Source organism: Pseudomonas sp. H11T01, assembly GCF_048515765.1.
Classification (GTDB): Bacteria; Pseudomonadota; Gammaproteobacteria; order Pseudomonadales; family Pseudomonadaceae; genus Aquipseudomonas.
In genome coordinates, this window is the sequence record NZ_JBLYED010000005.1 from 37,666 (window position 1) to 58,751 (window position 21,086).

Genomic DNA, 21,086 nt, shown 5'->3' on the forward strand with positions numbered 1-21,086 from the left:
CGAAGACATGTCCAAGCTGCATACGAACATCCAAATAGGCCCTTATCATATTGCCCACCGCATCGTGTTAGCGCCACTTACCCGCATGCGTGCCGAGCCGGGCGCCATCCCTGGCCAGTTGATGGCCGAGTACTACGCCCAGCGTACCACCGCCGGTGGCCTGCTGATCGGCGAAGCCACTATCGCCGCACCCAATGGCAATGGCTACCTCGGTGCTCCCGGTCTGTATGACGACAGCCAGATCGCCGGCTGGAAGCTGGTGACCGACGCAGTCCATGCCAAGGGCGGCAAAATCTTCCTGCAGCTCTACCATGCGGGCGCCAGTCCAATAGCCTGCTGCAGCCGGACGGCGCCCAGCCGGTGGCCCCTTCCGTCGTGGACCACGGCGGCCTGGCCTTCACCGAGACCGGCTGGACCCCCGGCAGCCCGCCGCGCGAACTGACCATCGCTGAAATCCGCGGGCTGGTAGAAAGCTTCCGCGCCGCGGCCGAACGCGGTATCGCTGCCGGATTCGACGGCGTGGAGTTGCACTCGGCCAACGGCTACCTGTTCGATCAATTCCTGCAGGACGGCAGCAACAAACGTACGGATATCTACGGTGGCTCGTTCGAGAACCGCAGCCGGTTCCTGCTGGAAGCGGTAGAGGCTGTGATCTCCGTCTGGGGCAGCAATCGGGTGGCGGTGCGTCTGGGGCCGAGCGGCAATTTCGGCGATATGTCCGACAGCGACCCCGTTGGCCTGTTCACCTATGTCGCGCGCGAGCTGGACAAGCTGGACCTCGCCTATCTGCATCTGATCGAGCCGCGCATCCTGGGTGTCGCCGAGGACGAGAGCCGGGACCAGAATCCGGTGGCGTCCCAACTCATCCGCCAGCACTACAAGGGCACCCTTATCGCAGCGGGCGGTTTCTCCGGTGAATCGGCCAAGGCGATCCTGGAGGCAGGCGATGCAGATCTGGTCGCCTTTGGCCGCCACTTCATCGCCAACCCTGACTTGCCAGAGCGCCTGCGCAACGGCTGGCCGCTGAACCCGTACGACCGCGAGAGCTTCTTCGGTGGCACGCAGGTGGGTTACACGGACTATCCTTTCTACACCGAAGCTGCCTGATACTCTGCATCGCCGGCAACTGGGGCCATAGTGCCCCAGCTGTCCAGAAAACCTGACTCACCTCAGCAACGGGGCCTGGCGGGCCAAAGGCGTATTCTGGCTGATGGGAGGTGCCAGCCATATGAAGGACCTTTTCTCCTACAGGCTTTTCACAAGGGTGGCGCGACTGGGCAGTTTTTCGGCCGCGGCACGCGAAATGGGTCTTTCTCAATCCCAGGTCTCCAGGATTGTTGCCGAACTCGAAGCCGATCTCGGCACCCTGCTTTTGGCGAGATCGACACGCGCAGTCGTGCCCACTGAGGCGGGGGCAGATTTTCTGTCACGCATGGAGCCCATCCTTGCGGCGGTGGAAGCAGCAGAGCAGAGCGTGCGCGAGGGTGGAGAGCTGCGAGGCGTCGTCCGGATCAGCATGCCAACCAGCATAGGCGTCAGGGAAATCATTCCGCGTATAGCGCCGTTCGCAGCGATACACCCCAACCTTCATATCCAGGTCCTGCTCGCCGATCATTGGCAGGACTTGGTGCGCGAAAATATCGATGTTGCGATACGACTGGGACGGCTGGTGGATTCCAGCGCAACGAGCCGCCAGATCATGACGATCTCCAGGTTTATTCTCGCCTCACCGTCCTATCTGCGTACCGCTGGAGAACCGACCATACCGGAGGACCTGCAATCACATCGAATCATCGCGGGTCCAGCCTCGACTGTCCCGAGCGGTTGGATGTTCAAACGCAATGGAGAGACCAGGACCATTCAGCTCGAGGCGCACTTCTCGACCGATGAAAATGAGGGGGCTGTCGCAGCCGCAGCCGCTGGGTTGGGAATCACGTCGACAACGGCATGGGCGTGCCGGCGGGAGCTGGAAAGTGGTGAACTTGTCCCACTGCTCACCGACTGGGAGACCGAATCCGTACCTGTTCATGCCTACTTTCCCCATGGCTCGCGTACCCGCAGTGCCGGTCGCGCCTTGATCGAGCATCTTGTAGCCAGTCTCCTCGCCGAAAGCAGCGACAGGTCGAGCTTGTAGATTGATGCCACCAGCATTGCCTATGCATCCCTTGCATAGAAGATAGCGAAAAAGAGTGGCTACTCTGATCCCGCCGCAGCTGCCAAATTTAGTGCCGTCATCCCGCACGACGCATCGGTCGACCTTTTCATCCGAGCGGCGCGCTGGACGCCCTTACTTCATCAATCAAGGAGAAGTGTCATGCGTATGACCGGCAATACTATCTTCATCACCGGCGGCGGCTCCGGCATTGGCCGAGGCTTGGCCGAAGCCTTCCACACGCTCGGCAATAAAGTGATCATCTCTGGCCGGCGCAAGGAACGGCTGCAGGAGACGCTCGACGCCAATCCCGGCATGGCCGCCATTGAGCTCGACATTACCGATCCGGGCAGCATCCAGGCGGCAGCGCAGACGCTCATCTCCACTTACCCGGAGGTGAATGTGCTGATCAATAATGCCGGCATCATGATGGTGGATCACGCCGACAGGCCAGTGGACGATGCGCTCGCGCTGTCGACCGTCACCACTAACCTGCTCGGCCCGATCCGCATGACCTCGGCTCTGGTCGAGCATCTGAAGGCACAGCCTGATGCGGTGATCGTCAACGTCTCCTCCGTTCTCGGCTTCGTGCCGATGGCAGTGACGGCGGTCTATTCGGCGACCAAGGCAGCGCTCCATTCCTACACGTTGTCACAGCGCTACCTGCTGCGCGGACATGGCATCCAACTGGTCGAAATCGCGCCGCCTTGGGTACGCACCGAACTGCTCGATAGCAGCGAGGAAGAGCGCGCTATTCCTCTCGACCAGTTCATTACTGAAGCGATGACGCAGTTCGAGAGCGGCGTGGACGAAGTCCTCGTCTCTCCCGCCGAGACTATGCGTGCCAACCCCAGCCCGAACGAGCATGCGTGGGTCAATCAGTTCAACGACATGATCGCAGCCGGGCCGGCTTTGGGCTGACCGCGACTATGTCAGAACTGGCAACATCAGGCGGCCCCTGCGGTCGCCTGCCCCTCACATTGCTAACAGGACCAGGACTATGACCGCACGCACACCAGACGAGAACAAGGCCATCGTTCTCGAAGGCTTCGAAACCCTATTCAATCGCAAGGATTTGGCTGCGGCCGAGCACTTCTGGTCGCCCTCCTATATCCAACACAGTGCTCATGTGCCCCCAGGTCGCGAGGGCCTGTTCGGTCTGGTCGCCGCCGGGCCGGTCGACCTGCGTTACGAATGCCAGCTCGCTGTGGCGCAAGGCGATTTCGTCATGCTGCACGGCCGGTTCTCTGGCCTCGGCCAGTCGGCTAATTGGGTCGTGGTCGACATCCTGCGCCTCGAGGACGGCGTGATGGTTGAACATTGGGACGTCATCCAGGACGAGGCGACGCGCGAAAGCTCCGCCGGCGGCCATCCCATGTTCGGCGATCACTTCCCGGGCTGACGCCCCCCGAACAACCACTCGGTCGCTGTCAGGCTGCCATCGCGAGAAAACCTCGCTTATAAATAATGAATATTTATTCTACCTATTGAACATTAAGAATTTTTATTCCATAAATACGCACCCCGAAAACAAAAATCCAAAAGGACCCCAACGATGCGCGAACTCGGAATCGGCTTGATCGGCACAGGCTTCATGGGCCGCGCCCACGCCCTCGCCTTTCGCAACGTCAGTGCAGTCTTCGAACTCCCCATACACCTGCATCTGGCCGCCCTGGCCGACGCCGACAGCCAACGCGCCACACACTGCGCCAACGCCTGGGGCTTCGAAAAAGCCCACAGCGACTGGCAACAACTCATCGACGACCCAAAGGTCAACGTCGTAGCCATCACTACCCCCAACCACCTGCACTACCCCATGGCCATGGCCGCCCTGGCCGCGGGCAAACCGGTGTACTGCGAAAAACCACTGGCCGTCAGCCTCGAACAGGCCGACCAGATGCGCCGCGCCGCCAAGGCTGCGGGCGTGGTGACACGGGTCGGCTACAACTACCAGCACAACCCGATCATCGGCCTGGCCCGTGACTTGATTCAGAGCGGTGAACTCGGCGAGATCATCAGTTTTCAGGGCGAGTTCAGCGAAGACTTCATGGCCGATCCGCAATCACCCTGGTCGTGGCGCTGCGAAGCGCAACATGCTGGTGGCGCACTGGCGGATCTGGGCAGTCACTTGCTGGCGATGGCTCGGTATCTGGTGGGTGAGGTGGAAGCCGTGTGTGCCGACACCCAGACCGTGCATCGGCAACGTCCTGCCACCACTGGGAGCCACGATCAGCGCAGCATCGCAGTCGATGATCAGGCCCATGCCCTGCTGCGTTTCGCCAACGGTGCGCGCGGCACGTTCAGCAGCAGTTGGCTCAAGCATGGCTACAAAAATCATCTGAGCTTCGAAATCAGTGGCACTCGCGGCACGCTGGCGTTCGATCAGGAACGCTTGAATGAGTTACGCCTGTGCCGCGCGGGTCAGGATGGTTTTCAGCGGTTACTGGCCGGCCCTTCCCTGCCGGGTTACGCCGCCTTCAGTCCGGCGCCGGGGCATCAGTTGGGGTACAACGAGTTGAAAACCCTGGAGGTGCACGGGCTGATCATGGCGCTGGCCGGGCAAGGTTCGCAAGGGACCGACTTTGAAGAAGCCTGGGAAGTGGAACGCCTGGCGACGGCCATTCGGTTGGCCGCGCTGGAGCAGCGTTGGGTCAAGGTGGATGAGGTCTAACTGAGCGCGCTGGCGCGGTGGGCTTCGAAGCACACCACGGCTTCAAATCCCACCCGCCAATCGCTTCAGGTCTTGGTAACCACTTGCGTCACGCTGCCAACGTGCTGGCAATCGCTTGCGATGCCGCCAACATCGCCCGCAACAACACCGCGCAACCGGCCGCCAGATCGTCCGGCGCGGCGTTTTCGATTTCGTTGTGGCTGATGCCGCCTTCACACGGCACGAAGATCATCCCGGCCGGGCCCAATTCGGCGAGGAAGATCGCGTCATGCCCGGCGCCACTGACGATGTCCATGTGTGACAGGCCCAGTCCCTGCGCGGCACTGCGCACGGCATCGACGCAGCCCTTGTCGAAATACAGCGGTGGGAAATCGGCGGTCGGCGTCAGTTCGAAGCTCAGGCCGTGCTCCTCGCAGGTGGTGTCGATCACGTGTTTGACCTCGTCGATCATCGAGTCCAGCCGCGCGGGTTCGAGATGACGGAAATCCAGCGTCATGCGCACTTCGCCGGGAATCACGTTGCGCGAGCCGGGATAGGCTTGCAGACAACCGACCGTGCCGCAAGCATGAGGCTGATGACCCAACGCGACGCGGTTGACGGCAGAAACTATCACCGCAGCGCCGACCAACGCGTCCTTGCGCAGGTGCATCGGGGTTGGACCGGCATGGGCTTCAACGCCCTTGAGTTTGAGATCGAACCACTTTTGCCCCAACGCGCCCATCACCACGCCAATGGTTTTGCGCTCATCCTCAAGGATCGGTCCTTGCTCGATATGCGCTTCGAAATAAGCGCCGACGGCATGGCCGCTGACCTTGCGACTACCGGCATAGCCAATGGCGTTCAGCGCTTCGCCGACGGTCACGCCTGCGGCATCGGTCTTGGCCAGGGTTTCTTCCAGGGTGAATTTCTCGGCGAACACCCCGGAGCCCATCATGCATGGGGCAAACCGCGAGCCTTCTTCGTTGGTCCAGACCACCACTTCCAGCGGCGCTTCGGTTTCGATGCCCAGGTCATTGAGCGTGCGCAGCACTTCCACTCCGGCCAACACGCCAAAGCAACCGTCGAATTTGCCACCCGTGGGCTGGGTGTCGATATGGCTGCCGGTCATCACCGGTGGCAGTTCCGGATTGCGCCCGGCGCGACGGGCGAAGATATTGCCGACGGCGTCGATGCTCACGGTGCAGCCAGCCTCCTCGCACCATTGCACAAAGATGTCGCGAGCCTGGCGATCGAGGTCGGTCAGGGCCAGGCGACAGACACCGCCCTTGACCGTGGCGCCGAGTTTGGCCAGTTCCATTAGCGACTGCCACAGACGGTCGCGATTAATGTGCTGATGGGTGGACTGCAGAACGTCAAGGGCAGCGTTCATGTTGATCTCCTCAGGCAATTTATTGGTTTTCTCAGGCGAATCCGGGATCTTGGCTCTCACTCAAATCTTCTATGTTTGTAAGGCCGTCTTCGCGGGCAAGCCCGCTCCCACATGGACGGTGCAATACCTGTGGGAGCGGCGGTGCGGCGATCCGACTTGCCCGCGAAGCTTTTTGGCCATCACACCGTCGTTTTGGCCACCGCCGTGTTGCTACGACCCATCAAGCACAATCCGTAATACAACAAGCCGCCCAGCGCCGAGCCGGTGAACCAGCCATAGCTGTAAAACCAACTAAAGGCGTCACTGCCCAACGACAGCACGGTCAGCGCCACCGGGATTGCGAAGGCGATAAAGCCGTTCCAGTTCCATGCCGGGTACACGTCATCGCGGTACAGGCCCGCCAGGTCGAGTTGCTGTTTCTTGATCAGGAAATAGTCCACCACCATGATCCCAGCGATCGGTCCCAGCAGGCTGGAATAGCCCAGCAACCAGTTCGAATAAACGGTTTCCAGGCTGATATCAGAAACCAGCAAACCGAGTTTCTTCAGCAGTTCATGGGCCATCAATGCCAGGCCCACCAGCCCGGTGAACATCACCGCTTTGGTCCGGTTGATCAACTTGGGCGCAATGTTCTGGAAGTCGTTGGTCGGCGAAACAATGTTCGCCGCAGTGTTGGTGGACAGGGTCGCGATGATGATCAAGGCCATGGCCAGCGCCACCCAGACGGGGCTTTGAATATGACCGATCAGGGTCACCGGATCGGAGACCGTCACCCCAACCAGCTTGGCTGAAGCCGCGGTCATCACCACACCCAGCGCAGCGAACAGGAACATGGTCAGCGGTAAACCGAAAATCTGCCCAAGGATCTGGTCTTTCTGGCTTTTCGCGTAGCGGCTGAAGTCAGGAATGTTCAGCGACAACGTCGCCCAAAACCCGACCATGGCGGTCAGCCCAGCCATGAAGTAGCTGGTCACGCCAGCGCCTTCAGGACGTTTCGGCGGTTGCGCCATCAACTCAGTCAACGAGACATTCGGCAAGGCCCAGATCAACAGACCTGCGCCCACCAATACCAGCAGCGGCGCAGACAGGGTTTCCAGCCACTTGATCGATTCCGCCCCGCGCAGCACCACCCACAGGTTGAGTACCCAGAACATCATGAAACCGATCACCTCGCCGGTGCCGCCAAGGGCTTTCCAGCCCTCGAACACCGAGCCGAGAAACAAGTGAATGGCCAGGCCGCCAAACATCGTCTGGATGCCAAACCAGCCGCACGCTACCAGCGCCCGAATCAAACACGGCACGTTGGAACCGATCACCCCGAACGACGAACGCAGCAACACCGGAAACGGAATGCCGTACTTGGTGCCGGCGAAGGCATTAAGGGTCAAGGGGATCAATACGATGATATTGGCGAACAGAATCGCCAGCAGTGCCTCACCGACCGACAGCCCGAAGTACGCGGTCAGCACCCCGCCGAGGGTGTAGGTCGGCACACAGACCGACATGCCGATCCAGAGCGCCGTGATGTGCCATTTGTTCCAGGTGCGTTCATGCACCTTGGTCGGCGCGATGTCGTGGTTGTAACGGGGACTGTCGAGTACATCGCTGCCGGCTTGAAGCTCGTACAAGCCGTTGCGCTCGGTCACCTGTGATCTGATCTGTTGCATGTCCGCTCCACTGTTCTTTTGATTATTTTTGCTCATCGGGTTGGCTGGCGGATTAAGCCGCGAACCGAAACGATGGCCGGAGTACTTGCACGTCCAACACGACTCATACGGATCGGCCAGCTTGCTAGCAGCGGCACTCAATAAACGTGCCGACTCTCCCGCGTGCTTGCCCATCCAATCCGTACAGTTCATACAACTCACTGATGTTTATCAGTTTTATTAAAAGCATTACCGAGCCCTTCGGTAGGTGTTCCGACACTCAGGCCGAATGCCAGACACGTTATCCAAACAGTCAGGACTCAATCTGGTGCATCACTCTTTTTTCAAATGATTCCACACGCTCATAGGCATAGCTCAAGCAGCTGATTTCACATAAGAAATCTTGACCATATTTGGATCCTGTCAAGTGCGTCAAAATGGTGAGAGGCCTCACCATTTTGGTGATTTCATAATTAATTACTTATAAATCAATTGGTTATATTGAATATAAGCTTATAAAAAATAAATTTGCTCAATCCAATAACACCAGCTAGCGTCTATTCCTGACAGCGTTGACAGGAATACAACTTCCTACAGGCTGCCGCAACTACAACATCAAGAACTGGCATTAGCCGGTCAGGCCTGTGAGGAACTCGCAATGTCGCTGTTGATCCGTGGTGCCACCGTTGTTACCCATGATGAAAGTTACCGCGCTGATGTGCTGTGTGCTGACGGCTTGATCCAGGCCATCGGCAACAACCTGGATGTTCCGGCAGACGTAGAAGTGCTCGATGGCAGTGGTCAGTACCTGATGCCGGGCGGCATCGATCCCCATACCCACATGCAACTGCCCTTTATGGGCACTGTCGCCAGTGAGGACTTTTTCAGCGGCACGGCAGCCGGGCTCGCAGGCGGCACCACCTCGATCATCGACTTCGTGATTCCCAATCCGCAGCAATCATTGATGGAGGCTTTTCATCAGTGGCGCGGATGGGCCGAAAAGTCCGCCGCGGACTACGGCTTTCACGTCGCCATCACCTGGTGGAGCGAGCAGGTTCGCGAGGAAATGGCCGAGCTGGTCAACCACCATGGGGTGAACAGCTTCAAGCATTTCATGGCTTACAAAAACGCGATCATGGCCGCTGACGATACGCTCGTGGCCAGTTTCGAGCGCTGTCTGGAGCTGGGCGCCATACCCACGGTGCACGCGGAGAACGGCGAGCTGGTCTTTCACCTGCAACGCAAACTGATGGCCCAGGGCATCACTGGCCCCGAAGCCCATCCATTGTCGCGGCCCTCTCAGGTTGAAGGCGAAGCCGCAAGCCGCGCTATCCGGATCGCCGAAACCCTCGGTACGCCGCTGTATCTGGTCCACGTCTCGACCCGCGAGGCGCTGGATGAAATCACCTACGCCCGCAGCAAAGGCCAGCCGGTCTACGGCGAAGTTCTGGCCGGGCACCTGCTGCTGGACGACAGCGTGTACCAGCACCCGGATTGGCAAACCGCCGCCGGTTATGTGATGAGCCCACCCTTCCGCCCTCGCGGCCATCAAGAAGCACTTTGGCATGGCCTGCAATCGGGCAACCTGCACACCACCGCCACCGACCATTGCTGTTTCTGCGCCGAGCAGAAAGCCGCCGGCCGTGACGACTTCAGCAAGATCCCCAACGGCACTGCCGGTATCGAAGACCGCATGGCCGTGCTCTGGCATGAAGGCGTGAACACTGGGCGGCTGTCGATGCAGGATTTCGTTGGCCTGACCTCCACCAACACCGCAAAGATTTTCAACCTGTATCCGCGTAAAGGCTCGATCCGCGTCGGTGCCGATGCCGACCTGGTGCTCTGGGACCCGGAAGGCACCCGGACCATTTCGGCCAAGACCCATCACCAGCAGGTCGACTTCAACATCTTCGAAGGCAAGACCGTGCGCGGCGTGCCCAGCCATACCATCAGCCAGGGTCGGCTGGTCTGGGTCGACGGCGACCTGCGGGCCGAACGCGGCGCCGGGCGTTATATCGAGCGGCCGGCCTACCCGGCGGTGTTCGATCTGCTGAGTAAGCGGGCTGAGTTGCACAAGCCGGTTGCTGTGAAACGCTGAAAGCGGCCTTCGGCCTATCGCGAGCAAGCTCGCTCCCACAGGGGACTGCGATCGAAATGTGGGAGCGGGCTTGCCCGCGAAAGCGTCATCACTGGCGACAAAAATCCAATGCCCATTAGAGGCAGTACCTCAAAAACCGTGAGGCCATCACCGTGATCAAGACCCTGAACCACCTCCCGCATCCCCATGAGGATGCGGCCGCCCTTGCCGGCCATTTCACCGATCTGGCGCCGCCGCTCAATGCCCGTCAGGCCACACTTGAAGCCTCACGCTGTCTGTATTGCTACGACGCACCCTGCGTCAACGCGTGCCCGAGCGAGATCGACATCCCCTCGTTCATCCGCAATATCCATCAGGAAAACGTTCAGGGCGCCGCGCAGACGATCCTTTCGGCGAACATCCTCGGCGGCAGTTGCGCACGGGTCTGTCCGACGGAAATCCTGTGTCAACAAGCCTGCGTGCGCAACAACGCCCAGGAATGCGCACCCGTACTGATCGGCCTGTTGCAACGGTATGCCGTGGATAACGCGCAGTTCAGCGAACACCCATTCAAACGCGCAGCACCCACCGGTAAGCGCATTGCCGTGGTCGGTGCCGGGCCGGCGGGGTTGTCCTGCGCTCACCGCTCGGCGATGCACGGCCATGAGGTGGTGATTTTCGAAGCCCGCGAGAAAGCCGGCGGACTCAACGAATACGGGATCGCCAAGTACAAACTGGTGGACGACTTCGCTCAACAAGAGCTGGAGTTTCTGCTGGGTATCGGCGGGATCGAGATTCGTCACGGGCAAAAACTTGGCGACAACCTCAGCCTGACTGAACTGCGTCAGCAGTTCGATTCGGTGTTCCTCGGCCTCGGCCTGGCCGCCAGCAAGCAACTCGGTCTGGCCCATGAAGAGGCCCCCGGCATGCTCGCGGCCACCGACTATATTCGCGAACTGCGTCAGGCCGATGACCTGACTCAATTGCCACTGGCCAATCGCTGCATCGTCCTCGGTGCCGGCAATACCGCCATCGACATGGCGGTGCAAATGGCTCGCCTCGGTGCGCGCGACGTGAACCTGGTGTACCGCCGTGGCCTGGAGGAAATGGGCGCCACACTGCACGAACAGGACATTGCCAAGGCCAATCAGGTCCGCCTGTTGACCTGGGCCCAGCCCGAAGAGGTGTTGCTGAACAAAAAGAGCCAGGTCCGCGGCATGCGCTTTGCCCGCACGCGACTGGAGAATGGTCGCTTGCAGAGTACCGGCGAAACCTTCGAACTGGCCGCCGATGCGATCTTCAAAGCCATCGGCCAATCCTTCGATGACGCCGCATTAAGCGATCCGCTGGCCCGTGAGCTGAAGCGCCAGGGCGACCGCATTCTGGTGGACGAACAGCTGCGCACCAGCATCCCCGGCGTCTATGCCGGCGGCGACTGCACCAGCCTCGACCAGGACCTCACCGTCCAGGCCGTGCAGCACGGCAAGCTGGCCGCTGAAGCCATCAATGCCCAACTCATGCTCAATGTGGAGGCTGCGTAAATGGCCGATCTTTCGATTGTATTCGCCGGTATCAAAGCCCCCAATCCGTTCTGGCTGGCCTCCGCGCCGCCCACCGACAAGGCCTACAACGTGGTCCGTGCCTTCGAGGCCGGCTGGGGTGGTGTCGTCTGGAAAACCCTCGGTGAAGATCCGGCGGCGGTCAACGTGTCATCGCGTTACTCCGCCCACTTCGGCGCCAACCGCGAAGTCATCGGCATCAACAACATTGAGCTGATCACCGACCGCTCACTGGAAATCAACCTGCGGGAAATCACTCAGGTCAAAAAGGACTGGCCGGACCGCGCGCTGATTGTGTCGCTGATGGTGCCCTGCGTCGAAGAATCGTGGAAAGCCATCCTGCCGCTGGTGGAAGCCACCGGCGCCGACGGCGTCGAGCTGAACTTCGGCTGCCCCCATGGCATGCCTGAACGCGGCATGGGTGCCGCGGTCGGCCAGGTGCCGGAATACATCGAGCAGGTGACGCGCTGGTGCAAGACTTACTGCTCGCTGCCAGTGATCGTCAAACTCACGCCGAACATCACTGACATCCGTGTTGCCGCCAGGGCGGCCCATCGTGGCGGTGCCGATGCGGTGTCGCTGATCAACACCATCAACTCCATCACCAGCATCGATCTGGATCGGATGGTCGCTCATCCAATGGTCGGCAGCCAAAGCACCCACGGCGGTTACTGCGGTTCGGCGGTCAAACCGATTGCGCTGAACATGGTTGCCGAGATTGCCCGCGACCCACAAACCCAAGGCCTGCCGATTTGCGGCATTGGCGGGATTGGCAGTTGGCGTGATGCGGCGGAATTCATCGCGCTGGGCAGCGGTGCGGTGCAGGTGTGTACCGCGGCGATGTTGCATGGGTTTCGCATTGTCGAGGAGATGAAGGACGGTTTGTCGCGCTGGATGGACAGCCAAGGCTACGCCAACCTGCAGGCGTTCTCGGGACGTGCGGTGAGCAATACCACGGACTGGAAGTACCTGGACATGAACTACCAGGTCATCGCCAAAATTGACCAGGAGGCCTGCATCGGTTGCGGTCGCTGCCATATCGCCTGTGAAGACACCGCGCATCAGGCCATCGCCAGCCTCAAACAGCCTGACGGCACGCACAAATATGAAGTGATCGACGACGAATGCGTGGGCTGCAACCTGTGCCAGATCACCTGCCCGGTTCAGGACTGCATCGAGATGGTGCCCGTCGACACCGGCAAGCCGTTCCTGGACTGGAACCACGATCCGAGGAATCCGTATAGCGTGGTGGTTTGAAACCCGAGTCAGTGCCTGGCGGCCGCTGCGTCAGATAGACCGCTATCGCGAGCAAGCCCGCTCCCACATTGGACCTTCAGTGTGCACAGGCTCTATGCCCGTTCCCCAATCTAGTGTGGGAGCGGGCTTGCTCGCGATGGGGCCCTTGGCCACACCACAACTCAAGGCTCCAACCCAATCCCCCGCAAAATCACACTGGTCACGGTCTGCACCGCCCGCTCGAACTGCATGTCCGACAGCGGCTGGTGATCGTTGAGGATCATCACCTGATGATCGAAGTCGGCGTAGTGCTGGGTCGAGGCCCAAATCATATACAGCAGGGCCGACGGCTCCACCGCCAGGATGCGTTTGTCATCCACCCACTGGCGAATCTTCGCTTCCTTCATCTTCGCCCAGTCGTACAGGCTGGCATCCAGCGCCTCGCCCAGGGTCGGTGCGCCGTGGATGATTTCATTGGCCCAGACTTTCGAGCCATAAGGCCGGGTGCGGGAATGGTTCATCTTGGCGCGGATATAACTGCTCAGCACCACCCGCGGATCATCGAACATCTCGAAGCACATCGCGTCCTGCTTCCACACTTCCAGCAGGTCGAACAACACGGCGCTGTACAACTCGCTTTTTGTGCTGAAGTAGTAATGCAGATTGGAGCGAGGCAGTTGCACTTCTTTGGCAATATCGGCCATCGCCGTACTGCCATAACCCTTCTCGGCAAAGATTTTTTCAGCCGCCAGAAGAATTTTCTCGACGTTACTGCGACGAATCTCGATCTTGTGATTGCCCATGAGGGCTCCCTGACTACAGCGTTGGCCAAGACTAGCATCCGCTCTAGCCTCGGGGCGACAGCCGACAACGAACTTCGTGCGCCAGGGTCTGTTGACGTTTGGTGACGAACCGCGTTGCTGTGCCAACGTGTGCGAGGCAAGGCGCGGGATGCCGCCAATGGTTGTTCCCTTGGCAAATCCCGCAACGCAGCCTCGCGCACGTTGGCGCGCAACCCGAAGGGACGGGGCCCACTTGGCGCAGGGCGGCGTTGCTCGGAACTTATTTGGAACGACCAAACCACGTTCCTCGCGCCTTGCCCTGCGCCAAGTGGACACCCGTCGCGGTCGTCACCAAACGTCAACAGACCCTCGACTCCCCCGCGAACAATGCGAGCTCCATTTCACACACACCTCGCTTCATGTTCTATTAGCGCCCCGTCCTACTCATAGAAGGTACCCAATGATGCTGATCAAAAAAGCCCTGACCACTGCCGCTCTGCTGAGCACGCTGCTCGCCGCTTCTTCAGTGTTTGCTCACGCCCATCTGAAAAGCGCGACACCGGCCGCCGACAGCACCGCTGTTGCGCCCAAGGAACTGCGTCTGGTGTTCTCCGAAGGGGTGGAAGCAACCTTTACCAAAGTCAGCCTGAGCAAGGACGGCGCTGCTGTCGCAATCAAAAGCATTGCCACTGAAAGCGCCGACAAGAAGACCCTGATCGTGACGCCGGCAGCGCCATTGGCAGCAGGCAACTATAAGGTCGAGTGGCACGCGGTATCGGTCGACACCCATAAAAGCGAAGGCAACTACAGCTTCAAGGTTGGCCAGTAATTCATGGCAAACGCGCTGGTGCTGTGCCGTTTCCTGCATTTCGCAATGGTGTTGATGCTGTTTGGTGCCTGCGTCTTCAGACCGCTGCTGTTAGGCCGCGAGCCGCGGACTGAAGCGCTCACGACGCTGGATCGACGTCTGGCTCGCATCACCCGGCTGCTGGCCTCGTTGGCCCTGGCCAGCGGGGTCTGCTGGCTGCTGCTGATCACCGCCAGCATGGCCGGATCGTGGCAGGCGGCGCTCGACCTGCCGACCGTGTACGTCGTCCTGAGCAATACCTTTTTCGGGCAGGTCTGGAGCTGGCACCTGCTGCTCAATCTGCTGTTGGTGGTGTGCCTGATCACGCCGTTAAGCACCTCGTTTCCACTGCGCCTTGCCCTGAGCGGTCTGCTGCTGGCAACACTGGCACCGGTCGGCCACGGCGCCATGCTCGACGGCCTCAGCGGCCAACTGTTGATCCTCAATCAGGTGATTCATTTAGCGTGCGTCGGCGCTTGGCTCGGCGGGTTGATGCTGTTGGTATTGATCCTGCGGCAACCGGCAAGCTATCCGCTGGGTTTGATCCTGCTGCATTTCAGTGGCATCGGTTACGGATTGGTGGCGGGTTTGGTGGTCACCGGATTGATCAATGTCCGGGTGCTCACTGGCGCCTTTTGGCCGACCCCGTTGTTCTCCGGTTTTGCGCTGATTCTGCTGATCAAGGTCGCCCTCGTCAGCGGCATGCTCGCGCTCGCGCTGCGTAATCGATTGAAAGTGAATGACTGTGGGCAGCGCCTGACGGTGCTGCGCACCAGCGTGATGATCGAGTGGCTGCTGGGCGTTGCCGCCGTGGCGGCGGTTTCGTTGCTGGGGACGATGCCGCCGATGGTGGCTGGCTGAAATGATCGGACGCAGAGCGTCCAGGGCGGCATTCCCACGCGGGAGCGTGGGAACGATCAATGTCCTGCGCCCACTTTCTTGCGGTACTCAGAGGGTGTCTCAAGCATTTCATGGCGAAAGTGCCGATTGAAGTTCGACAGGTTGGCGTAGCCCACCTCGAAGCAGATGTCCGATACCGACAGCTTGCTTTGCAGCAAAAGACGACAGGCACGCTGGATCCGTAGCTTGCGGGTCAGGTCGACGAAGGTGTGCCCGGTGGTGCGCTTGAAAAAGCGCGAAAAGGCCGGTTCGCTCATCTCAAGCTGCCGGGCGATCACCGACATGCGCAGTTCTTCGTTCAGATCCTTGAGGATGTAATCGAAGACCTGGGCCATGCGTTCGGTGGTCAGGCTGTCGAGCATCGGCGCGTATTGCTGGCTGGCGAGGGTCCGGCTCTCCCCGGCCTCCGCCTCGTTCAGGGTTTGCAGCAACGAGACAAACAGCGCAAGGCGCTTCAAACCGCTGCTGCGGCCGATTTCCTCCAGCAATTCGATGGCCTGACGCTGAGTCGCGCCACTGAACTCAATGCCCTGCCGTGCGCGGCTGAACAAGCCTTGCAACTCGTCCAGCTCCGGCAGGGTCTCGCGCAATTTCAACAAGCTTTCGCCGTCGAACTGCAACACCACATCACGCCCGACAACCTGCTCGCCGGGCGCCAGATCGCTGATCCAGTCATGGGGCAAGCCAGGGCCGATCAACGCCAGATGCCCGACACCGAAATGCCCGATGTAGTCCCCGGCAAACAACCGGCCGCTGCCATGGCGGATCAGGTGTATCTCGAATTGCGGGTGATGATTCCAGCGCGCCAACGGGTACGGGTAGTCATGCTCGTACCAGCGAAAACTGTGCTGTGGCTCGGTAAAGATCACCTCAAGCTCGGAGGGCTTCTCGCCGGTTTTCTTGCTGCTCATCACCCAAGGGTTCCGTTCTGGCAGGTCATATCAAGGTCGGGTCGAAGCTGATTTGCAGCTTCACATCCCCCGGCAAGGCGCTGGCGGCACGCTCGAAGGCTTCGACGCCGCGTTCAAAAGGAAAAGTCGCCGACACCAGCGGTTTCAGATCGACCTTGCCGCTGGCGATCAGGTTCACCGCCCGTTGGTAGACATTGGCATATCGGAACACCGTCTCGATACGGATTTCCTTGGCTTGAGCCGCCACCACATCAAACGCCACCGGTTCGACCGGCATGCCCACCAGCACCAAGGCGCCGCCCGGGCAAACGCTGGCCAAGGCGTCGTTGTAGGCGCGTGGGCTGCCACTGGCTTCAAACACCACGTCGGCACCCCAATTGTCGGTCAACTCGGCGACCTTGGCCGGCAACGCGGTTTCGCGGACGTTGACTGCAATAATGCCGTCGTAACTCCGGGCGATCGCCAGTTTTTCTTCCATCAGATCGGACACCAGCACCTGACTGGCCCCGGCTGCGAGCGCCGCCAGAGCGGTCATGATGCCGATGGTGCCGGCACCGATCACCACCGCCACATCCCCGGGTTTGATCCGCGCTTTCACCGCGGCCTGCATGCCGATAGCGAAAGGTTCGACCAGCGCGCCTTCGGCAAAACTGACGTGGGCCGCAAGCTTATAGGCAAACGCTGCCGGATGAATCACCTCCGGCGTCAGGCAACCATGCACCGGCGGCGTGGCCCAGAACACCACCGCAGGGTCGATGTTGTAGAGGCCCAGGCGCGAAGCCTTCGAGGTGGGATCAGGAATCCCCGGCTCCATGCACACCCGATCACCGACCGCCAGATGCCGAACCCGGCTGCCCACTTCGACCACCGTCCCTGCCGCCTCATGCCCGAGCACCAGCGGTTGATCGACCACGAACGGGCCGATCTTGCCATGGGTGAAGTAATGCACGTCGCTGCCACAGATACCGACGGTGTGGACGCGAATTCGCACATCGTCCGCGCCCATCTCCAATGGCAGGTCGATATCGCGGATCCTGAGGGTGTGTTGTTTTTCCAGAACCAGGGCTTGCATGGTGAACCTCGCTTGTCGGAAGGCCAGTTCGATGCCGTTCCCTCAGGTGAAAAACACCTGAACAGGTTCGGCTGGCCGCACCGTCAGAATCCCATCGGCGAGAAGCGGCAGCTAGCGCGGTGGATTCGCCGCAACGGTGGTTTTTTGCAGGTGCATATCCTGAACCTATGCCCTGAGCAACATATAGCCCGCCACGACCACGCAAATACTGGCGAATCCCAGCTGCAACCCTCTGGCGGGAATATGGGAAGACATCCGTGCAAACCGATGATGACGCCAAGCAATCCTTAATAATGCTCAAGCGTTGCGCAAAGAAAATGAAAAAACCTTACAAAAAAGCAGACCTGTCTGAAAGAATTTTCCGAAAGATCAAACAAAAAACATGAGTTCTTGAAATTTCAAACCGCAAAAAATATACATACGTCTACACAACACAATTCTCAACATCACACGCTGTCTTTTCAACGTCGAGGCATTATGAAAAACGCAATATCACCTACAAGAAGTGAAAACTTTTCCGAATGGTATCAACAAGTCATCATCCAGTCTGAACTGGCTGAAAATTCTCCCGTTAGAGGTTGCATGGTCATCCGCCCTTGGGGCTATGGCATATGGGAGCAGATTCAACGAGAGCTTGATCAAAAATTCAAAGATACAGGCCATGCGAACGCATATTTCCCACTGTTGATCCCCTTATCCTTTTTTCAAAAAGAAGCCGAACATGTCGATGGTTTTGCCAAGGAGTGCGCAGTTGTAACCCATCACCGTCTGGAACAGACAGCAGATGGAAAACTCACTCCCGCTGGCGAACTGGAAGAGCCTTTGATCATCAGGCCTACCAGCGAAACGGTGATCGGTGCCTCCTTTTCACGATGGGTGCAAAGTTATCGGGATCTGCCGCTACTCATCAACCAGTGGGCCAACGTCCTGCGCTGGGAAATGCGTCCAAGGATCTTCCTGCGCACCTCAGAGTTCCTGTGGCAAGAAGGCCACACCGTTCACGGCTCCAGTGAAGAGGCCTTGGACGAGACGCTGAAGATGCTGGATATCTATGAGCGGTTTACTGTCGATCACCTGGCCATACCAGTAATCAAGGGTGAAAAGTGCTCATGGGAACGTTTCCCGGGCGCCGTCAGTACCTACACCATCGAGGCAATGATGCAGGACGGCAAGGCCCTGCAGGCGGGAACTTCACACTTTCTGGGACAGAACTTCGCCCAGGCGTCAGACATCCGCTTCGTGAACAAGGAAGGGGTAAAAGAGCTGGCCTGGACCACTTCGTGGGGCGTTTCCACACGTTTGATTGGCGCCATGATCATGGCCCATGGCGATGACGACGGACTGGTGATTCCACCGCTGGTGGCACCGACGCAAGTCATCATTGTTCCGATCGTACGCAGTGAACAGGATGCCGAAGCCATCCATGCCTACTGCGATAAGTTGCAAAAGCAGATCTCCCGGAAAAGACTGAAGGGGCAAAACCTGCGTGCCAGCGTTGATAAGCGGGACATGAGTGGCGGCGAAAAAAAGTGGTATCACATCAAGCGCGGCGTGCCTGTTCGGGTCGAAGTCGGAATAAAGGAACTGGAGCAGAACATGGTTTCTTATTCCTGCAGAGACAACAGCAAGAATACGTTAAAAGTTGAGATGAATAGCTTTGTTAAAGACTTGCCAAAAACCCTGCAGGCTATTCAGACAGGCCTACTTGAAAGTGCCAGAAAAAAGCTGTCGGACAATACCGAAACAGTTACTACGCTTGACAACTTTAAACAAGCTTTCAAACGCAAGGACAAACTCAATACATTCGTTATCGCCCCCTTCATTGATGACGAGAACGTTGAGAAAACCATCAGCGAACTGGGTGTAACCGTTCGATGCATTCCATTCGTTCAACCCAAGGCTGCAGCCACCTGTTTATTTACAGGCCAACCCACCACATCCTGGGCGCTGTATGCAAAGTCATATTGATCCTTGATCACCAACAGCCCCGTTTGCCAGGGGCTATCAGGCGCTGTAGCCGGCCCTTTGAGCTTATGCCTTGAACAACATATAGCCCGCCACGACGATGCAAATGCTCGCAAATCCCACCTGCAACCCTTTGGCTGGCACGTGGGAGGACAACCGTCGGCCAACCATCATCCCGACGATGCTCGCAACAATGAACGCCCCGCCCGTGGCGTCAATAGACACTCCGGCGTGGAACGCGCCGATGACGCCTATCGCCGAGATCAGACTGATCACCATCAACGAGGTGGCGACGATCCCGCGCATCTGCACATCGGTCAGTTGCTTGAAGGCCGGTACGATCAGAAAGCCGCCACCGACACCAAGCAGCCCGGAAACAACCCCCGTGACAGCGCCCAACGCGGCCAGGGTCGCCGTGCATTTCGCCGTCCAGGAAAAGCGCCCGGTCTGCTGATCGAGCATGCAGTTTTTCTGCCCCCACGAGGCACTGCCATGATCACTCGGCCCGGGATCTGGCGACTCTCGTCGCAGCATCCGCCATGCCACGATCATCATTAGCAGGCTGAACAGAATCATCAGAATTTTTTCGGGCAAGCGATGGGCGAAATAGATGCCGACCGGCGAAAACAGGGCCCCGAGTAACGCGATCAACAACGCCGCGCGGTAACGCACCAGACCATGTCGCAGCCCATCGATGGCGCCGACCGCCGCCGCGCTGCCCACGGCGAACAGCGCAACAGGCGCCGCCTGAGTCATGCTCCAGCCCAAACCCAGCACCAACGCCGGCACCGCGAGAATACCGCCACCCGCCCCCGTCAAGCCGAGGACCAACCCCATGACCACACCAAACAAAGTTGCCAGCAGCATAAAACGCTCTTGATCCACGTTACGTAAAACCGGTACAGACCCGGCCCTTGAATGGCGCCCACGATACAGCCCACAAGGGCGCCCATCATTTAAATCACATCAAGACTAGTCAGTGTGCGGATAAAGTACCTAATCTTTGAGGACATCCCGAAAGGATCCGCCCCCATGTCAGCGTTGATTCAAGCCTTCCTGGACGAAGCGTCGTCGACCTACACCTACGTGATCTTTGAGCGCGATGGCGAACACTGCGCGATCGTCGACTCGGTGCTCGACTACCATCCCGCCTCAGGGCGAACCGCGACCACCCAGGCTGATCGGGTGATCGCCTTCGTCCGCGAACACCGCTTGCAGGTGCAGTGGTTGCTGGAAACCCACTCCCACGCCGATCACCTGTCCGCGGCGGCCTATTTGCGTCAGGAACTGGGTGGCAAGATTGCCATCGGCCAATCCATCAGCAAGGTTCAGGAGGTGTTCAAGAGCCTGTTCAACCTTGAGCCGGAATTTCCCGTCGACGGTTCGCAGTTCGACCATCTGTTTGCCCCGGACGAGGTGTTCGCCATCGGCAACCTCAAGGCCAAGGCGTTGCACGTCCCGGGACACACCCCGGCAGATATGGCTTACCTCATCGAGGATGAGCTGATTCTGGTGGGCGACACGCTGTTCATGCCCGACGTGGGTACTGCACGTTGCGACTTTCCTGGCGGCAATGCGAACCAGATGTACGCCTCAATCCGCAAATTGCTGGCCTTTCCCCCCGACACCCGCCTATACGTCTGCCACGACTACCCGTGCGCCGGCCGCACCGCGCAGTGCCAGAGCACGGTCGCCGAACAACGCCAAAACAATATCCATATACATGAGGGTATCGACGAAGCCGCCTTCGTCGCCATGCGCACTCAACGCGACGCTGGGCTGTGCATGCCGACGCTGTTGCTGCCGGCCGTCCAGGTCAACGTGCGCGCAGGGAATCTGCCGCCGGCCGAGGGCAATGGGGTGGTTTATCTGAAAATTCCGATCAATCGGTTGTGAGGC

General features: G+C 59.3%; 17 protein-coding genes and 1 pseudogene. 12 read left to right on the plus strand and 6 right to left on the minus strand.

Translation table 11 applies throughout. From position 1 onward, the window contains the following. The first annotated feature begins 7 nt into the window (after positions 1 to 7). From ACN1C3_RS08110 to ACN1C3_RS08130, 5 genes and pseudogenes are all read left to right on the plus strand, one after another. Positions 8 to 1,107 (plus strand): annotated as a pseudogene (locus ACN1C3_RS08110) (alkene reductase). A 121-nt stretch (positions 1,108 to 1,228) separates the two neighbouring features. Continuing rightward, complete coding sequence (locus ACN1C3_RS08115) at positions 1,229 to 2,134, plus strand: LysR family transcriptional regulator (protein WP_419115293.1); 906 nt, start codon at positions 1,229 to 1,231, stop codon at positions 2,132 to 2,134. A gap of 180 nt (positions 2,135 to 2,314) precedes the next feature. Then, positions 2,315 to 3,073 carry an SDR family oxidoreductase gene (locus ACN1C3_RS08120; protein WP_419115294.1) on the plus strand — a complete coding sequence of 253 codons (759 nt, stop codon included), beginning with the start codon at positions 2,315 to 2,317 and terminating at the stop codon, positions 3,071 to 3,073. A 79-nt stretch (positions 3,074 to 3,152) separates the two neighbouring features. Continuing rightward, entirely contained in the window at positions 3,153 to 3,554 is a 402-nt protein-coding gene (locus ACN1C3_RS08125) for an ester cyclase (protein WP_419115295.1), read from the plus strand. 153 nt (positions 3,555 to 3,707) lie between these two features. Next, positions 3,708 to 4,823, plus strand: a complete 1,116-nt coding sequence (locus ACN1C3_RS08130) for a Gfo/Idh/MocA family protein (RefSeq protein WP_419115296.1) — start codon at positions 3,708 to 3,710, stop codon at positions 4,821 to 4,823. An 88-nt stretch (positions 4,824 to 4,911) separates the two neighbouring features. Here the strand turns inward: ACN1C3_RS08130 and ACN1C3_RS08135 are convergent, their stop codons facing one another. Both ACN1C3_RS08135 and ACN1C3_RS08140 read right to left on the minus strand, forming a co-directional pair. Beyond that, positions 4,912 to 6,192: a Zn-dependent hydrolase gene (locus ACN1C3_RS08135; RefSeq protein ID WP_419115297.1), complete on the minus strand. Its 1,281-nt coding sequence runs from the start codon at positions 6,190 to 6,192 to the stop codon at positions 4,912 to 4,914. A gap of 179 nt (positions 6,193 to 6,371) precedes the next feature. Next, positions 6,372 to 7,859 carry an NCS1 family nucleobase:cation symporter-1 gene (locus ACN1C3_RS08140; RefSeq protein ID WP_419115298.1) on the minus strand — a complete coding sequence of 496 codons (1,488 nt, stop codon included), beginning with the start codon at positions 7,857 to 7,859 and terminating at the stop codon, positions 6,372 to 6,374. A 637-nt stretch (positions 7,860 to 8,496) separates the two neighbouring features. On the opposite strand from ACN1C3_RS08140, the gene hydA reads away from it, so the two are divergent. The 3 genes from hydA to preA all read left to right on the plus strand — a co-directional run bounded on the left by hydA (position 8,497) and on the right by preA (position 12,731). Continuing rightward, on the plus strand, positions 8,497 to 9,936 hold the full coding sequence (gene hydA / locus ACN1C3_RS08145; RefSeq protein WP_419115299.1) for a dihydropyrimidinase: 1,440 nt from the start codon (positions 8,497 to 8,499) through the stop codon (positions 9,934 to 9,936). 152 nt (positions 9,937 to 10,088) lie between these two features. Next, positions 10,089 to 11,456 carry an NAD(P)-dependent oxidoreductase gene (locus ACN1C3_RS08150; RefSeq protein WP_419115300.1) on the plus strand — a complete coding sequence of 456 codons (1,368 nt, stop codon included), beginning with the start codon at positions 10,089 to 10,091 and terminating at the stop codon, positions 11,454 to 11,456. Continuing rightward, positions 11,457 to 12,731, plus strand: coding sequence for an NAD-dependent dihydropyrimidine dehydrogenase subunit PreA (preA, locus tag ACN1C3_RS08155; protein ID WP_419115301.1), 1,275 nt, complete (start codon positions 11,457 to 11,459; stop codon positions 12,729 to 12,731). A 161-nt stretch (positions 12,732 to 12,892) separates the two neighbouring features. Here preA and ACN1C3_RS08160 read toward each other — a convergent pair whose 3' ends face one another. Then, entirely contained in the window at positions 12,893 to 13,513 is a 621-nt protein-coding gene (locus ACN1C3_RS08160; RefSeq protein ID WP_419115302.1) for a TetR/AcrR family transcriptional regulator, read from the minus strand. A 442-nt stretch (positions 13,514 to 13,955) separates the two neighbouring features. Here ACN1C3_RS08160 and copC point away from each other — a divergent pair, with 442 nt between their 5' ends. Both copC and copD read left to right on the plus strand, forming a co-directional pair. Next, the gene (gene copC, locus ACN1C3_RS08165; protein ID WP_419115552.1) at positions 13,956 to 14,321 is read left to right on the plus strand and encodes a copper homeostasis periplasmic binding protein CopC; all 366 of its coding nucleotides are present in this window, start codon (positions 13,956 to 13,958) and stop codon (positions 14,319 to 14,321) included. A 3-nt stretch (positions 14,322 to 14,324) separates the two neighbouring features. Continuing rightward, on the plus strand, positions 14,325 to 15,200 hold the full coding sequence (copD, locus tag ACN1C3_RS08170; RefSeq protein ID WP_419115303.1) for a copper homeostasis membrane protein CopD: 876 nt from the start codon (positions 14,325 to 14,327) through the stop codon (positions 15,198 to 15,200). Between the two features lie 56 nt (positions 15,201 to 15,256). Here the strand turns inward: copD and ACN1C3_RS08175 are convergent, their stop codons facing one another. Both ACN1C3_RS08175 and ACN1C3_RS08180 read right to left on the minus strand, forming a co-directional pair. Further along, the gene (locus ACN1C3_RS08175; RefSeq protein ID WP_419115304.1) at positions 15,257 to 16,150 is read right to left on the minus strand and encodes a helix-turn-helix domain-containing protein; all 894 of its coding nucleotides are present in this window, start codon (positions 16,148 to 16,150) and stop codon (positions 15,257 to 15,259) included. A 25-nt stretch (positions 16,151 to 16,175) separates the two neighbouring features. After that, a complete protein-coding gene (locus ACN1C3_RS08180; protein ID WP_419115305.1) occupies positions 16,176 to 17,222 on the minus strand; it encodes an NAD(P)-dependent alcohol dehydrogenase in 1,047 nt (348 codons plus the stop codon). Between the two features lie 477 nt (positions 17,223 to 17,699). Between ACN1C3_RS08180 and proS the strand changes: the two genes are divergently transcribed. After that, positions 17,700 to 19,190 (plus strand): proline--tRNA ligase, encoded by a 1,491-nt coding sequence (gene proS, locus ACN1C3_RS08185; protein ID WP_419115306.1) that lies wholly within the window; start codon positions 17,700 to 17,702, stop codon positions 19,188 to 19,190. Between the two features lie 63 nt (positions 19,191 to 19,253). Here proS and ACN1C3_RS08190 read toward each other — a convergent pair whose 3' ends face one another. Then, the gene (locus ACN1C3_RS08190; RefSeq protein WP_419115307.1) at positions 19,254 to 20,054 is read right to left on the minus strand and encodes a sulfite exporter TauE/SafE family protein; all 801 of its coding nucleotides are present in this window, start codon (positions 20,052 to 20,054) and stop codon (positions 19,254 to 19,256) included. A 165-nt stretch (positions 20,055 to 20,219) separates the two neighbouring features. On the opposite strand from ACN1C3_RS08190, the gene ACN1C3_RS08195 reads away from it, so the two are divergent. Beyond that, complete coding sequence (locus ACN1C3_RS08195; protein ID WP_419115308.1) at positions 20,220 to 21,083, plus strand: MBL fold metallo-hydrolase; 864 nt, start codon at positions 20,220 to 20,222, stop codon at positions 21,081 to 21,083. Positions 21,084 to 21,086: the final 3 nt, after the last annotated feature.